The sequence below is a fragment of the Streptomyces sp. NPDC055239 genome (genome assembly GCF_053606205.1).
This window is the reverse complement of sequence record NZ_JBSGRD010000002.1, coordinates 35,286-51,444: the sequence shown is the minus strand read 5'-3', so window position 1 is coordinate 51,444 and position 16,159 is coordinate 35,286. Positions and strand designations below refer to the sequence as shown.

10 protein-coding genes are annotated in these 16,159 nt (G+C 72.8%); 7 read left to right on the top strand and 3 right to left on the bottom strand.

All coding sequences use genetic code 11. The annotated features are described in order from the left end of the window. Positions 1-10: 10 nt before the first annotated feature. A complete protein-coding gene (locus ACWFRJ_RS06450; RefSeq protein ID WP_453525111.1) occupies positions 11-2,101 on the bottom strand; it encodes a bifunctional glycosyltransferase/CDP-glycerol:glycerophosphate glycerophosphotransferase in 2,091 nt (696 codons plus the stop codon). Positions 2,102-2,278: 177 nt separating this feature from the next. Here ACWFRJ_RS06450 and ACWFRJ_RS06445 point away from each other — a divergent pair, with 177 nt between their 5' ends. The 7 genes from ACWFRJ_RS06445 (at position 2,279) to ACWFRJ_RS06415 (ending at position 14,212) form a co-directional block, all read left to right on the top strand. After that, a complete protein-coding gene (locus ACWFRJ_RS06445; RefSeq protein WP_453525110.1) occupies positions 2,279-5,758 on the top strand; it encodes a CDP-glycerol glycerophosphotransferase family protein in 3,480 nt (1,159 codons plus the stop codon). Positions 5,759-5,760: 2 nt separating this feature from the next. Further along, positions 5,761-7,290, top strand: coding sequence for a hypothetical protein (locus tag ACWFRJ_RS06440; RefSeq protein ID WP_453527063.1), 1,530 nt, complete (start codon positions 5,761-5,763; stop codon positions 7,288-7,290). Positions 7,291-7,402: 112 nt separating this feature from the next. Continuing rightward, positions 7,403-9,052, top strand: a complete 1,650-nt coding sequence (locus tag ACWFRJ_RS06435; RefSeq protein WP_453525109.1) for a glycosyltransferase family 2 protein — start codon at positions 7,403-7,405, stop codon at positions 9,050-9,052. Positions 9,053-9,149: 97 nt separating this feature from the next. After that, positions 9,150-10,133: a UDP-glucose 4-epimerase GalE gene (gene galE, locus ACWFRJ_RS06430; RefSeq protein WP_453525108.1), complete on the top strand. Its 984-nt coding sequence runs from the start codon at positions 9,150-9,152 to the stop codon at positions 10,131-10,133. A gap of 128 nt (positions 10,134-10,261) precedes the next feature. Further along, complete coding sequence (locus tag ACWFRJ_RS06425) at positions 10,262-11,044, top strand: ABC transporter ATP-binding protein (protein WP_453525107.1); 783 nt, start codon at positions 10,262-10,264, stop codon at positions 11,042-11,044. Continuing rightward, a complete protein-coding gene (locus ACWFRJ_RS06420) occupies positions 11,044-13,590 on the top strand; it encodes an ABC transporter permease (RefSeq protein WP_453525106.1) in 2,547 nt (848 codons plus the stop codon). The genes ACWFRJ_RS06425 and ACWFRJ_RS06420 overlap by 1 nt, the downstream gene beginning before the upstream one ends. A 454-nt stretch (positions 13,591-14,044) precedes the next feature. Beyond that, positions 14,045-14,212, top strand: coding sequence for a hypothetical protein (locus tag ACWFRJ_RS06415; protein ID WP_453525105.1), 168 nt, complete (start codon positions 14,045-14,047; stop codon positions 14,210-14,212). Between the two features lie 20 nt (positions 14,213-14,232). Here ACWFRJ_RS06415 and ACWFRJ_RS06410 read toward each other — a convergent pair whose 3' ends face one another. Further along, positions 14,233-14,877 carry a response regulator transcription factor gene (locus ACWFRJ_RS06410; RefSeq protein ID WP_453525104.1) on the bottom strand — a complete coding sequence of 215 codons (645 nt, stop codon included), beginning with the start codon at positions 14,875-14,877 and terminating at the stop codon, positions 14,233-14,235. Continuing rightward, on the bottom strand, positions 14,865-16,055 hold the full coding sequence (locus tag ACWFRJ_RS06405; RefSeq protein ID WP_453527060.1) for a histidine kinase: 1,191 nt from the start codon (positions 16,053-16,055) through the stop codon (positions 14,865-14,867). The genes ACWFRJ_RS06410 and ACWFRJ_RS06405 overlap by 13 nt, the downstream gene beginning before the upstream one ends. Positions 16,056-16,159: the final 104 nt, after the last annotated feature.

Below are 16,159 nucleotides of genomic sequence, written 5' to 3'. Positions count from 1 at the left end.
CGGGGCTGACCTACTGCGACCGCGACAGGAACAGCCGCCGGACCACGCGTTCGGCGGCGCCCCCGTCGTCGTACGGGCAGAACCGCGCACGGAAGGCCTTGCGCAGCTGTGCCGCCTCTGCCGTGTCCCACTCGCCGCTGCGGAAGAGCCCGGCGAGCTCCTCCTCGGTGGTGGCCACGGCCCCCGGCGTCTCGCCCGCGCGCCCCGACAGGAGGTCGAAGTAGGTGCCGCGCGCGAGGCGGTAGGCCTGCCAGTCGGGGGCGTACGTCACGATCGGGCGGTCCAGGCAGGCGTAGTCGAACATCAGCGACGAGTAGTCCGTGACGAGGGCGTCGGCGGCCAGGCAGAGGTCCTCCACGCGCGCGTGCCCGGTGACGTCGACGAGCTGCGGGTGGCGGCGCAGGCCCGCGTCGGCACCGTAGAAGTAGTGGGCGCGCACGAGCACGACGTACGAAGGGCCGAGCGAGCCCACGAAGCGTTCCAGGTCGACGCGGGGCAGGAAGCCCTTCTGGTAGTCGCGGTGAGTGGGCGCGTAGAGCAGTACGGTGCGCCCGTCCGCCACCCCCAACTCCTCCCGGATACGGACGATTTCAGCCGCCCCCGTCGTGAAGTAGACGTCGTTGCGCGGATAGCCCGCCTCCAGGGCCTGGTACGCCGTCGAGGGGTAGACCCGCTCCCAGACCTCGGTGGAGTGCGGGTTCGCGGAGAGGCTGAAGTCCCACTGGTCGGTGTGGTCGAGGACCTTCTGGAAGCTGATGCCGTGCGTGCCCGCGGGGTAGCGGCGCTGGTCGAGGCCCATCTTCTTGAGCGGGGTTCCGTGGTGGGTCTGGAGGTAGACCTGGCCGGGGCGCTTGGTGAATCCGCCGGGGAAGCTGGAGTTGTTGATCAGGTACGTCGCTCTCGCCATCGTCTGCCAGTAGGGCCGCGAGCCTTCGACGACGTACTCGACCCCGGCGGGTACGCGGTGCTTGTGCCGGGACGAGACGACCCACACGCCCTTGATGTGCGGGGCGAGTTCGCGGGCCTTGGCGTGGATGGCGGCGGGGTTGCAGGAGATTCCGCGGTTCCAGTAGGCGCCGTAGACCGCGAGGTGGGGGTCGAGGGGGCGGCGCAGGTCGGTGCGGTAGGTCAGGCGCATGGCGCGGGCGCGGAGCTTCTTCTTCTGCTCCTTGAGCTTCTGCGTGACGCCCTTCCTGCGGGAGCGGCTCTTGCGCTGCGCTTCGTACGCGGCGTACGAGGCGGTGGCGAGGGCCCTCTCCCCCGGCGTGGACGCGGCCTCCACCGGCCCGTACGTCCGGTAGAGGCGGGCCGCCCCGCGGAAGAAGTCACGCCGGTCGCGCGGCGCGATGCGCCCGGCGTCGTCGAGCACCGCGAGCAGATGCGCGGCGGCGTGCGGGACGAGCCGGGCGCGCTCTGCCGGGTCGGCGGCGGCGAGCAGTTCCTCGTACCGCCCGATGACGGCGAAGTGCGCCCGGCCCGGTGACGTGGCGAAGCTGCCGCCGCGCCGCTCGCGCCAGCGGACGCAGGCCTTGTCGAGGACGGCGGTGCGTGCGCCCGCGGCCAGGGTGGCGCGCCGCACCGGCACCACGTCCTCGTACGCCCCGTCGCTGAACGCGAGGCGGCGCTCCTGCCAGAAGCCGCGCCGAAAGACGCGGTTCCAGGCGGCGACGGTGACGGCAAGGGGGTCTCCGGTCAGGTCGTCGCCGCCCGCGCGCACGTTCTCCCACCAGTCGACGCGGTCGTGGCCGAAGAGCAGGACGTCCGGGCCATCGTTCTCGTCGAGCGCCTCGGCGATCGCCTCAAGGGCGCCCGGCAGGAGCAGGTCGTCGCCGTCGAGGAAGAGGAGGTAGTCGCCGGTGGCGCGGTCAGCTCCGATGTTGCGGGCGGGGCCCGCGCCCGCGTGCGCCGGGATACGGACGAGTTGCACGCGCGGGTCGCGCTCGGCGGACTCCGCGGCGATCGCGGCGGACGCGTCCGGAGAGGCGTCGTCCACGACGATCAGCTCCAGATCGCGGTGGCTCTGGGCGAGCACGGAGTCCAGGCACTCCCGCAGATAGCCCTGGACGCGATGGGCGGGGACGACGACCGAGAAGCGCGACATGAACACCGAAGGTAGTCAACCGAACACGTCCTGTCGAAGACCCCGCCTCACTCATTGGGGTGAAGGAAGGCAAAGAAATTGACGGGAAGGGGCAAAGGGGATGAATACGCCCGTACTCCCATGATTGCCCCCCCCACGCCACTCCCCTGTCCGGGAGCGTATGAAAGGCCGGTCGCCGTGCAGCCCCGTCTCAGCGTCGTCGTGCCCATCTACAACGTCGAAGAGTTCCTGGAAGAGTGCCTGGAGTCGATCGCCGGGCAGACCATGGCCGACCTGGAGGCCGTGCTCGTCGACGACGGCTCGACGGACGGCAGTCCGCGTATCGCACGTGAGTTCGCGGCGAAGGACCCACGGTTCGTCTATGTGCGCCAGCCGAACGCCGGGCTCAGCGCCGCCCGCAACACCGGGGTGCGGCACGCGACCCCGACCGCCGAGTATCTGACGTTCGTCGACAGCGACGACGTCGTGCCGCACGACGCGTACGCGCGGATGACCGCGAGCCTCGACTCGACGGGATCCGACTTCGCGAGCGGCAACGTCTGGCGCCTGAACGAGCGCGGACGCCAGCAGGCCTGGCAGTACAAGTGGCTGACCGAGCCGCGCTCGCGCACCCACATCAGCCGCGACCTGGAGCTGCTCGCCGACCGCGTCGCCTGGAACAAGGTCTTCCGCCGCGCCTTCTGGGACCGGCACGGCTTCACCTTCCCCGAGGGCAAGCTCTACGAGGACACGCCCGTCATGATCCCCGCGCACTTCCTCGCGGGCTCCGTGGACGTGCTCAGCGAGCACGTCTACTACTGGCGGGTGCGCGAGGGCTCGATCACCCGGCGGCGCACGGACGTCAAGGGCGTGCGCGACCGGATCGCGGCGTGCGCGCACGTCAGCGCGTTCCTCGCCGAGCACGCGCCCGAGATGCGCAAGACGTACGACACCTCCTGCCTGCGCGACGACTTCGTGTACTTCCTCCAGGGTCTGCCGATGGGCGGGCCCGAGTACCGCGCGACCTTCATGAAGGGCGCGTCGGCGTTCCTGCGCCGCGCAGACCCGGAGGTGATCACGGGGCTCCCGGTGTCCCTGCGCGTGAAATGGCACCTCGTACGCGAAGGCCGCACCGCCGATCTGATCGACCTGCTCACCTTCGAGCAGCGCAACGGGAGCGCCTTCCAGATCCGGGGTGTGGTGCGGCGCAGTGCCGCGTACCCCCGCGCGTCGGGCGGTCACATCCGGGTGCCGCAGGAGCTGGCCCGCATCGGCCGTGGTGAGTTGCCGGTCATCGCCCGTGTGCGGGAGGCCGGCTGGGGTGCGGACGGTCTCCTTCGGATCAGCGGGTACGCGTACGTGCGCAACCTTGAGGCGACGCGCCCCGGGCACTCCGTCAAGGCGGCCGTCCTCAAGTCGGCGCACAGCAGGGCGCAGTTGAGGAAGGTCTCCACCCGTACGGTCGCCGCCCCGCAGGCCACCGAGAACTCCCGGCAGCAGCTGCACTGCTACGACCTCTCCGGCTTCGAGCTGACCATCGACCCCGAGCAGCTGAAGACGGGCGGCAGGTGGCGACCCGGCAACTGGCTGCTCGGCGTGGTCGTCGCGGGCCACGGTGCGGTGCGGCGGGCGGCGGTCCGCCCCCTGGACGGCTCGTCCGCCCAGTCCGTCCTGCGCGAACTGGGCGACGGTCTGCGCCTGGTACTCGGCTACAGCAAGGGCCGCCTCGTGCTGCGGATCCAGGACTACGTGGCCCGGGTCGACGCCCATCACCAGGACGGGGACGAGATGGTCCTCAGCGGCCATCTGCCGAGCCATCTGCGCCCGACGGCCCTGCGCCTGACGCACAAGCACTCGTCGGCGGAGTTCGACTACCCCGTGGCGCTCCCGGGCGACGACCGCTTCGACGTACGCGTGCGCCTCGCGGACCTGGAGGACATCGCACCGACCCCGCACCTCGCCCCCAAGGAGGTCGAGCCCCCGCACGGCGACCGCTGGCAGGCCAACCTGGTCCTGCCCGACGGCAAGCTGAAGTCCCTCGCCGCTTCCCTCGACCTGCCGCCGGGCCGCTACGCCTCACGCGCGAACGGCCGCGAGCTGTGCGCATCGGCCAACGACCAGGGCCAGCTCGTCGTCGAACTGACCCGGCAGCCGATCGCCGACCGGGTGGTGTGGAGCGAGGACGGCACGCTGACGATCGAGGGCACGGTCTCCGACGCGAACTGGGACACGGCGGAACTGGTGCTCCGGCACAGCGGCAGGGACGAGGAACTGACGGTCCCGGTGGAGCGCACCGCCGGCCGCTTCCGTGGGGTGGTGGCGCCGGGGGGCGGGGTGCTGCGGGAGGGGCGGTGGTACGCGTTTCTGCGGGAGGCGGGAAGTGACGCCGCCGCGCACGGCGTTCCGCAGGACGGCATGCCCGTGCGGCTGCTCGCCTCCGTGTCCGCTGCCTTTCCCCTCCACCAGACCGTGGGCGGGCGGGAGTTCACCGTCGACCGGCGGTTCGGCGACCGGCTGCTCCTGGAGTCCGGGTCCGTGCTCGCGCGGGGCGAGCGCGGTGACTACCGTCGGCATCGGCTGCGTACCGCGCACTATCCGAGCCGACGCACCCAACCACTGCGGGACGCGGTGCTCTACTTCGACGGGGACTCCCCGCGCGCGGTCCACGAGGAGCTGGTGCGGCGCGGCGCGGACGTCGAGCACCTGTGGGTGACGCACGACCAGCAGACGCGGGTCCCCGCGGGAGCGAAGGGCGTGGAGGAGCACAGCGCCGCCTGGTACGAGGCGCTCGCCCGCTGCCGCCGCATCGTCACCGCAGGGCATCTGCCCGACTTCTTCGAGCGGCGTGACGGGCAGACCGTCGTACAGACCTGGAACGGCGCGCCCCTCAAGCGCATCGGCACCGATCTCACCGACACCCTCTACGCCGACCACGGCCACCTCGACGCCCTGCCGAAGCTCTCCCGGCAGTGGGACGTGCTCGTGTCGCCGAACCGCTTCTCGACTCCGCACCTCGGGCGGGCACTCGCCTACGACGGCGAGGTCATGGAGGCGGGCTCCCCCCGCAACGACGTCCTCTTCTCCGAGGACCGCGCCAAGGTCGCCGAACGCGTGCGCCGCGACCTCGGCATCGATCCCGGCAAACGGATCGTCCTGTACGCGCCGACCTACCGGGACCACCTCGCCTACTCCCCCGGCCGCTTCCGCTACGAACCCGCGCTCGACTTCCGCGCGGCGCAGGACGTGCTCGGCGACGACCACGTCCTGCTCGTACGCAAGCACCCGCTGACGGCGGGCCGCCTGCCCGGGGCCCACGCACCCTTCGTACGCGATGTGTCGTCCCACCCCCGCACGGCCGAACTCCTCCTGATCTCGGACGTGTTGGTGACGGACTACTCGTCGCTGATGTTCGACTTCGCGCACACGGGCCGCCCGATGCTCTTCCACGCCTACGACCTGGAGCACTACCGCGACACGGTCCGCGGCTTCTACCTCGACTTCGAGACCCGGGCGCCAGGGCCGCTGCTCGCCTCCACCGGCGAGGTCGTCGAGGCCCTTCGCGACCTGGACTCGCTCACGGCACGGCACGCGGACGCGTACGCGGCGTTCCGCGAGGCCTACTGCGACCTGGACGACGGGCAGGCGTCGGCGCGGGTCGCGGAGAGGCTCATGCGATGACCATGGCGACGCGAGGGGCCGCGCTCCTCACGCGGCGCCAGGTCCACGGCTCGACGGCGCTGCACAGGCGCAGACGGTGGCGGCCGAGCCCGTACGTCGTGTTCGGCGGCCTCTTCTGGATCGTCATGTCCCTCGCCTTCTGGCGGGTGCCGATGTGCTGCGACTTCGGGCAGCACGCGGCGGTGATCGAGCGGCTCAAGGCCGACCTGCTCCACCCGCGCCACCCGATGGCGGACCTGCCGGGCGCGGGCAGCCCGTACTACTCGCCGTACGCGGTGGCGCAGGGCGTCTTCGCGCGGGCGACGGGGCTCGCGGGCTGGGAGGTGGTGAAGCTCGCGGGGCCACTGAACCTGCTCGTGCTGCTCACGGGCCTCGGGCGGTTCGTGAGGGTCCTGACGTCGCGTCAGTGGGCGCCCGTTCTCGCCCTGTTCGCCATGGTGGTGCTCTGGGGCACCCGGATGGCGTGGTGGAGCGGCTACCTCGGCCTGATGTCGATGACGGGGAACCTCGGATATCCGTCGACGTTCGCGATCGGCCTGGCGTTCTGGGCGTGGGCCTTCGCGGGCTCCCTCGCGAAGGCGCCTCGGGGCGTCATGCCGTACGCGGGTCTCGGCGCGCTGTGCGGGGTGATCCTCCTCGTCCACCCGATCTCGTCCGTGGCGGCGGTGATCGGGGTGGTCGCGTTCGCCGCGTCGGCCCGTCGCCCCTTCGCGCTCTCCGCGCTGTGGAAGTGGGCGGCGACCGCCGTGACGGCTGCGGTGATCGCGGCGAGCTGGCCCTACTACTCCGTGTTCTCCCTCGTCGGCGACGAGAGCGTCGACTGGATCCACCGCCAGCTCTACACCGAGATGCCGGGGAGATTCTGGCTCGCGCTGCTCGGCCTCCCCGCCCTCGCCCTGAGATTCCGCAGGAACCGCCGCGACCCCCTGGTCCTGATGTTCGCCCTGGACTGCGCGGTCGTCGCGTACGGCTGGCTGAGCGGCCACTACACCTACGGCCGCATCCTGGGCCTGACCCTCGTCCCGCTCCAGTTCGCCCTCGCGATCGAGCTGGCCGCGCCACGGCCCTGGCGCCGGTGGCGCATGGCGCTCGGGGGCGTCGCGGCCACCGGAGCTGCCATCGGCTTCTTCACGCTCCAGGCGGGGGCGGTCGTACCGCGCGCCCTTGACCCGGTGGGTTTCGACCAGCCGCCGCGCTGGCCCGGCTACGGCTGGGCGGCGAGCCGCCTGCACGCGGGCGACGTGGTCCTCACCGACGGCTACTACCCCACCCGCTCCCTCCCCGCGTACGGCGCCAACCTCGTCGCGCCCGCCTGGCCGGACCCCTCACTGGCCGAGGACACGCGCAACCGCCGCCTCCAGGAGGTGCGGGACTACCTCTCCCCCGATTCGACCCGCGCCGAGCGCACACGGACGGTCCGCCGCAACCACGTGCGCTGGCTGCTGCTCTCGCCCGACCAGAAGGTGCCCGAGGAGGCGGTGGTCGTGGCGTGGGGACCACGGACGGGCGAGGTGCTCGCACGGGTGAGGTGAGCGACGGAATCGCCCCCCTTAACCCACCCCCTAACCCATTCACCCTTAAACCCACCTAACTTCTCGAACCCCCCTAATCGGATAATTACCAGCAACCTCTAAAATTTCCCCCGTGGACCCCTCTCTGTCTCTCCCGCCCCCGTCGGCCCCGTCGCCCCAGGTCTGCGTCGTCGTGATCGGCTACAACGACGCCGCGCACCTCGCCGACGCGGTGCGCTCGGCGCTCGCCCAGGGCCCCGCCGTCCGCGAGGTGATCGCCGTCGACGACTGCTCGACGGACGACAGCGGCGCGCTGCTCGCGGCGCTCGCGCAGGAGGATCCGCGCGTCAAGCCCGTCCGCCGCGCCGTCAACAGCGGCGGCTGCGGCACTCCCCGCAACGACGGGATCGAGGCCACGACATCCGCGTACGTGATGTTCCTCGACAGCGACGACATCCTGCCGCCGGGTGCGGTGGACGCCCTCCTCAAGGCGGCGGCACGGCACGACGCCGAGGTGGTCACCGGTCTCTGCGTACGCCGTGAGCTGCCCTCCGGACGCGAGACCCCCTGGCAGCCCATGCTCTACAAGAAGGCCCGCCTCATCGCACGCCCCGAGCTGCGTACCCGCCTGGTCCACGACACGCTCTGCGTCAACAAGCTCTACCGCACCGATTTCCTCCGCCGCCACGCCCTCCGCTTCCCCGAGGGCCGCTTCACGTACGAGGACTTCGTCTTCACGGCCCGCGTCCTCGCGGCGGGCCCCCGCATCGCGCTGATCACCGACCAGGTCTACGTATGGAACGTGCGCCGCACGGCGGCCAAGCTGTCGATCTCCCTCGACCGGTCCGGCATCGACAACTGGCGGGCCCGCATGGAGGCCCACCGTCAGTCGGTCGACATCCTGCGCGAGGCACGGAGCCCGACGGGCACGGCGGGCAAACGGCTCGCGCAGGCCTCCCGGGCGAAGTTCATCGACCACAGCCTGCGGATGTACGCACGTGAGCTCACCTCCCGCAGTCCCGCGTACCGCCAGGAGTGGTGGACGGCCACGCGCGCGTACCTCGCGACCTTCGACACGGCAGACCTGGACGCGGCGCCCGCCCCCGGCAGGGTCATCGCCCGCGTGATCCTGGCCTCCCCCGAGCCGCGCGACCTGCCCCGCCTCCAGGAGGTGGCGGCCCGCCCCGCGCGCCTCTCGCCCCCGTACGCACGGTCGCCCGACGGCGCCACCCCCCTCTGGTCCCCCGACCTCCCCCAGGTGCCCCTGGAACACCTCCTCGTACGCCCCATCCGCCTCCTCCCCCTCGCGGTGGACGCCGAACTGCGCCCCCGCGCGCACGGCAGCCGCCTGACGCTGCGGCTGCACGAGCTGTACGGGCGGGTGGCCGACGCGGGCCCGACCACGGTCGACGTGGAGCTCGCCCCGAGGAGCGGCGAGGGCCCGGTGCTGCGCAGGACGGCGGCGTTCAACCCCGCCGAAGACGGTGCCACCTGGCTGACCGACGTCGTCCTGGACCTGGGTCCGCTCGGCGGCGGCGTATGGGACCTGCGGCTGCGCCTCCACTTCGGCGACGGTACGACGCGCGAGACGACGGCGCGGGCGGTCGCGGGCCCGGGGCTCCTTCGGCGCACGGCACTGCCGTCGCGCCGGGGCCTGCTGCTCGCCCAGCCCTACGCGACACAGGCGGGGAACCTCGCCGTGCGGCTCGCGCCGGGGATGCGGGGCGTGGCGGGGGTGGCGCGCAGGCGTCTGGCGCGGTGGGCGGGCGTCGGCGGGCGCTGACGCGGCCCGTACACGGGGCTCTGCGAGACTGCACGTCCGAACCGCTGACGACGAGCTGACGACAGAGCTGACGACAGAAAAGGCTGGCTGACTGACGATGACCTGGCTGATCACCGGCGGGGCCGGCTACATCGGGGCCCACGTGGTCCGCGCCATGACGGAGGCGGGCGAGCGGGCCGTGGTCTACGACGACCTGTCCACGGGCATCGCCGAGCGCGTCCCCGACGGCGTACCGCTGGTGACCGGATCGACCCTCGACGCGGACCTGCTCTCCCGCACGCTGACGGAGCACGCGATCACCGGTGTCGTGCACCTGGCGGGCAAGAAGCAGGTGGGCGAGTCGGTGGAGATGCCGCTGCACTACTACCACGAGAACGTGGAAGGCCTGCGAGTCCTCCTCTCGGCGGTGTCGGAGGCCGGTGTCGCCTCCTTCGTCCTCTCCTCATCGGCTGCGGTGTACGGCATGCCCGACGTGGACCTGGTGACGGAGGAGACCCCCTGCCTCCCGATGAGCCCGTACGGCGAGACGAAGCTGGCCGGCGAGTGGCTGGTGCGCGCCACGGGCAGGGCGCACGGCCTGTCGACGGCGTCCCTCCGCTACTTCAACGTGGCGGGCGCGGCGAGCCCCGACCTGGCCGACACGGGCGTCTTCAACCTGATCCCGATGGTCTTCGAGAAGCTCACGGACGGCGAGGCCCCGCGCGTCTTCGGCGCGGACTACCCGACGCCGGACGGCACGTGCGTACGCGACTACATCCACGTGGTCGACCTCGCGGAGGCCCATGTGGCGACGGCCCGCAAGCTGGCCACGGCACCGCGCGGCACCGACCTCACGCTCAACATCGGCCGCGGCGAGGGCGTCTCGGTCCAGGAGATGGCCACCCTGATCAACGAGGTCACGGGGTACGACCGCGCACCCGCCGTGGCCCCCCGCCGCCCCGGCGACCCGGCCCGCGTCGTGGCGTCGGCGGACCGCGCCGCCGCGGAACTGGGCTGGTCGGCCAAGCGGGACGTGCGCGAGATGGTGGCGTCGGCGTGGGCGGGGTGGGTGCGGACGCATCCTGAGGCCGCCCCGAGTTAGGCCCTCACCCCCACCCCTGGTGGAGCCTGCTACACCCCGGCTCCGGGAGCGCGCTCTCTCGTCCCTCCGGCCCCCGCTGCCTAGCGTTTCCGGTGGCAGTGACGGTCGGCGGCAGGGAGCTCTCAGCGATGTTCAGGCGGCAAGGTTCCGTGGCGGGAACCCTGGAAAAGAGCGGCCCATCGGGTGGTGCCGAGGCGCTCGGTCTCGACGGGGTGACCCGGACCTACCGGCGCGGTGGGCCCGCCGCGCTCGCGCCCCTCCGGCTGACGCTCCCCCGGGGCAGGTTCCTCGCCGTGATGGGGCCGTCCGGGTCCGGCAAGTCCACCCTGCTGCAGTGCGCGGCCGGGCTTGACCGGCCGAGCGCCGGGACCGTACGCATCGGGGGCGTGGACATCGGCTCCCTCAAGGAAGCCGCACTCACCCGGCTGCGGCGCGAACGCGTCGGGTTCGTGTTCCAGGCCCACAATCTCGTGCCCTCGCTCAGCGTCGCCGAGAACGTCGCCCTGCCGCTGCTCCTCGGCGGCGAGCCCGACGGCGGCCGCGTCGCGCTCGGCCTCGCCGAGGTCGGGCTCGGCGACCGCGCGGACGACCGCCCGACCGAACTCTCCGGCGGCCAGCAGCAGCGCGTGGCCGTCGCCCGCGCCCTCGTCACCCGACCGGAGGTCGTCTTCGCCGACGAGCCCACCGGCGCCCTCGACCCCGTCACCGCGCACGGCGTGCTCGCGCTGCTGCGTCAGGCCGTCGACCAGGACGGCCACACCGTGGTGATGGTGACCCACGACCCGGCGGCCGCGGCTTGGGCGGACGAGGCGCTCTTCCTCGCCGACGGCCACGTCGCCACCCGGCTCCTCAAGCCGGACAGCGACCAAGTGCACGACATCATGCGGAGCTTGAAGGGAGCGTCGGCGTGATGGCGGCGAACCCGAACGTCACCCGGCTCCTCGCCTCGCGCGCCGCCCGCATGCACCGCAAGGCCTGGGCAGCGGTCTTCGCCGCGCTGGCCCTCACCTCTCTCCTCCTCGGCTCCTTCGGCCTCGCGCTCGCCTCGGCCGGACTCGGGAACGCGCGCGTCGAGCGGTACGCCGGGGCCGACCTCGTCGTCACCGGCGACCAGAACACCCGCTTCACGGCGAAGCCGTGGGGCAGTGACCCCGAGACGGCGACCGCGGGCCTGACCGAGCGCGTGCGGGTCCCGCGGGCAGCGCTCGCGGCCGTGCGCGAGGTCCCCGGGGTCCGTTCGGCCGTCGCCGACGAGGTCTTCCAGGTGGGCGTGCGGGGCGGCGAGGCCGTCGGTCGGCCGTGGAGCGCCGCCCGCCTTGCTCCCCACGCCCTACGGGACGGGGGCGGACCGGAGCACGCCCGCGAGGTCGTCGTGGGCGAGGGGACGGCCCGTGTCGGCGAACGGATCACCGTCCGCGCGTCCGGCACCGACGCGACGTACAAGGTGACCGGGGTGGCTGAAGGACCCCGCGCCGCCGTCTACTTCACTTCCACCGAGGCCCGCCGCCTTGCCGGTCACCCCGGGTCGGTGGCGGCGATAGGCGTCACGGCGGAGCCCGGCACCAGCACATCCGCCCTCCACGCGCGCGTGCGGCACGCTCTGGACAGCGCGAGCCTCAAGAGCGTGGGGCACCGGGCGGACGGGGACGGCGCCGGGCTGCGCGTCCTGACCGGGGAGGGGCGCGGCGGCGCCGAATTCCTCCGGGTCGCCCCGGCCCGCGCGGGCATGCTCGCGCTGCTCGGCTCCGTGGCCGGCACCGTCGTACTCATCGCGCTGCTCGTCGTGTCGTCGACGATCGTGCAGGCGCTGCAGCAACGCTCGCGCGAGCTCGGCCTGTTGCGGGCGGTCGGCGCCACACCCCGGCAGCTGCGGAGTGCGGTGGGCCGTGAGGTCGGCCGAGTCGCCGCGGTGGCGGCGCTGGCGGGAGCGGTCGCGGCGATCCCCGCCTTCCTCGGCCTCCGTACGCTCCTCGACGCGCGCGGCGCACTGCCATCAGGCTTGGAACTCCCCCTCCCCCTCTGGCTGTTGCCCGCCCCGCTCGTCACCGCGGGCCTGACGCTTCTCGTCGCCCGCCTCGCCGCGCTGATCGCGTGCGCGAGGACGGCGAAGGTGCGCCCCGCGGAGGCCTTGCGCGATGAGGCGCCCGGCACGGCGCGCAGGGTCACCGGCCTGGTGCTGCTGTTCCTCGGTGTGAGCTCGGCGGGCACCGCCACGCTCCAGCGCGGGGAGGCCGCGGCGGCGGCCGCCGGTGCGGCGACGGTGGTCCTGGCCATCGGCTGCGCGCTGCTCGGCCCGTGGATCGCCGAGGGCGCGATGCGGGTGCTCGGGTCGCCGATGCGCCGTTTCGGCGGCGCGGCAGGCCATCTCGCGGCGGCCAACTGCACCGCATCGGCACGCAGGTTGGGGGCGGCGATCACTCCGATCATCCTGGTGACGGCGTTCGTCCTGGTCCAGCTCTCGGCGGGCGCGACGGTGACGCACGCGGCGGGCACGCAGGCGCGGGAAGCGGCGCGGGCGGACTTCGCGGTGAGCGCGGAGGGCGGCCTGACCGCGGGCACGCTGGAGCGGGTCCACGATGTACCCGGGGTGGTGGCCGCGACCGGCGTCACGCGGAGCACGGTGGTCCTGGCCCGCAAGGAGACGGGCTCGCCACGCCTCGACCGCCTCCCGGTGCTCGGCGTCACGCCCGGCGGCCTGGCCAGGACCCTTGACCCCGGCGTCCGGGACGGCGACATCGGCGAGCTGCGTCCCGGCACGGTGGCGGTGGGCCGGGATCAGGCGCGCTCCCTGGACGCACGACCCGGCTCGACGGTGACGGTGCGTTTCGGGGACGGGGTCGAGGCGCGGCTCAGGGTGGTGGCGACGTATGAGCGCGAACTGGCGCTGGGCGCCTTCCTCTTCTCTCAGCAACAGCTGCTCCGACACGTGTCCTCACCGGGGTCGGCGGCGGACCGGATCCTGGTCGCCGCGGACGGCAGTGGCGCCGATGCCGATGCCCTGCGGGCGGCCGCACCCGGGGCGCGGGTCGAACGGGACCCCGCGCCCGAGCAGTTGGAACCGGAGGACCAGGCGCTGGGTGAGGTGGTGACCGTGGCGGCGGTCGGTGCGATCGGCGGCTTCACCGTCATCGCCATCCTCAGCACGCTGTGCCTCATCACCATCGGGCGGCGGCCCGAGCTCTCGCTCCTCCGCCTTGCCGGGGCGGGGCGCGGCCAACTGCGCCGCATGCTGCGCCTGGAGGCGGCGGCCTCCGCGGTCACCGGGCTCGCGGTGGGCGGGGTGGTGGGCCTGGTCCCGCTACTCGCCTTCAGCGTGGGGATGCTCCGTACGGTGCCGCACGTGGCGGCGACGCAGGCGGGGCTGATAGCTCTGGTGGTCACGGCGACCACCGCCGCGGGCACGTTGCCGCCGGCCTGGCGGGTGCTGCGAGGCCGCTACCCCTCGCAGGGGCGCTGACCGCACGAACAAGCCCACCGCTCCGCGGCGGATGTCCCCCACCCACCCACCCGATCACCCCGCATCCACCCCGAACGAACAAGCTCTCCCACCCACCCGCCCGATTGCCCCGCGTTGCCAAGGGGTGGGCGGGTGGAGTGATTGACGCAGACGGGCGTGGGCGGGGAACTCGTACAGCAGCACGGGCGGGCGGGTGGGAGGGAGGGCACGAGTGCCACCGGCGAGGGCGGTCCAGATGCGACGCACCCCAGCCGTGGGAAACCGGCCCCCATCGCACCCGCAGTCGGCATCGAGACGCGAGGGGGTGTGCCGGTATTTCCGCCCGGAGCACGGTAAGCAGCACTCCCCCGCCGAAGCGAAAAGGCGCCCACCAGCGGATGGCGAGGACGGACATACCGGCGCGGCCCCGCCCCCACAGACGAACCCGCACCGCAGGACCGGCACACTTGACCCCATGAAGATCATGCTCTGGCTCGTGCTCGCCATCGCCCTCGTCGTCAACATCTCGTCCAGCTTCGTCATAGACGACAACACACGGCAGGCCCTGGTCAGCGTGGCAACCGGCGCGGTCGCCCTCGCCTGCGGCGTGACGCTGTTCGTCAAGCGGGAGAAGCGGTCCTGACCCACACCACCAGCTGATCCCTACTCCCTGTTCAGATAAGCAAGGACGGCCAGCACCCGCCGATGACCACTGTCACTCGGCGGCAGCCCCAGCTTCGCGAACACGTTCCCGATGTGCTTGCTCACCGCGCGGTCCGACACCACCAGCACCGACGCGATCGTCCCGTTGTCCCGCCCCTCAGCCATCAGCTGAAGAACCTCCCGCTCCCGAGGCGTCAGCGAGTCCAAGGGGTCGTCCCGGCGCCGGGTCAGCAACTCCGTGACCACCTCCGGGTCAAGCGCGGTGCCGCCCCCTGCCACCCGCTCCAGCGCGTCCAGGAACTCGTCGACCCGCCCGACCCGGTCCTTCAGGAGGTAGCCCACCCCGCTCGCACCCCCGCCCAACAGCTCAGCGGCGTACGTCTCCTCGACGTACTGGGAGAGCACGAGCACCGGAAGTCCGGGGATCCGCTCCCGGGCCGAGAGCGCGGCCCGCAGCCCCTCGTCCCGGAACCCCGGCGGCATCCGTACGTCCAGGACGGCGACGTCCGGCCGGTGTTCCAGGAGCGCCGGAAGCACCTCGGGTCCGCTCGCCGCCACCGCCACCACCTCGTGCCCGACGGAGGACAGCAACAGCACCATCCCCTCCCGCAACAGGGCATTGTCCTCGGCGATCACCACGCGCACGGCAGCTCCACTTCGATCACGGTCGGCCCCCCGACGGGGCTCGCCACTTCCACGGTCCCGTCGAGCGCGGCGACCCTGCGCCGCATCCCGAGCAGCCCGGTGCCGCCCGCGTCGTCGGCACCGCCCCGCCCCTCGTCACGTACCGAAATCCTCAACACGCCACCCGCCCGGACAAGTTCCACGGAGGCCCGCTCCGACCCACTGTGCTTGGCGGCGTTCGTGAGCGCCTCCGCGACGACGAAGTACGCGGCGGCCTCCACCGCCGCCGGGGCGCGCACGGCGTCCCCCACCCCGCCCTCGACCTCGCCCTCCACCCCCTCCGCGCGCACGGCCACATCGAGCCCGCTGCTCGCGGCGAGCGCCCGCACCGCCCCCACCAGACCCCGGTCCGTGAGGATCGGCGGATGGATGCCGCGTACGACGTGCCGCAGCTCGGTCAGGGCCTCCTCGGCCTGGTCCTGCACATCGGCGAGCAGCTTCCGCGCCGCTTCGGGGTCCTTGTCGAACGCGCGCCTGGCGAGGCCCACCCGCATCGACATCGAGACGAGCCGCGCCTGCGTACCGTCGTGCAAGTCCCTTTCGATGCGGCGCAGTTCGGCGCCGTGCGCGGCGACCGCGCCGGCCCGCGTGACGGTCAGCTCCTCGACTCGCTCGGTGAGCCGCGCGGCCCGCTCCGCCTCCGGCGACGCCTTGAGCAGCGCCCCCGACCACAGAGCTTCCAGGTCGGCGATACGTGCCACCAGCGGAAGGACCACGGCCCGGCGGCCGAGCAGCCCGCACCACACGCCGTCGACCAGCATCCCGACGATGAACACCGGCAGGGCGACGTACAGGAGCAGCCAGCCGTAGAAGAAGTGCAGGCCGAGCCAGCGCAGATCGCGGTACGTCGCCGGGTCCGTGACCCCCGCGCGCACCCGCCGGGTGAGCGTGCCGGTCAGCGGCACGTACGCCTCGGGGATCTCCTTGCCCGTCCAGAGGGCGACGCGGCGCCGCTTGAAGCCCGCCATCCGCCTCAGCATCAGGACCGTCTCGGGCATGATGCCCGCGCCGACAACGAGGAGCGTGGTGACGAGGGTGAGGAGGATGACCCCGATGAAGAGGTACGACGCGAGGGACAGGAGCGCCGCCGCGCCCAGCTGCTCCAGGGCCCGTTCCGTCCGCCGCAGTGTCTCCCGCATGCCTCGCATGTCCCGCATGGTCATGGGTCATGAGGCTATGCGACCCCGCTCCCGCGCGCGGGCGAGGCCGCTCCCCGGGCGATGGTGTAGCGCGCTACACCCCC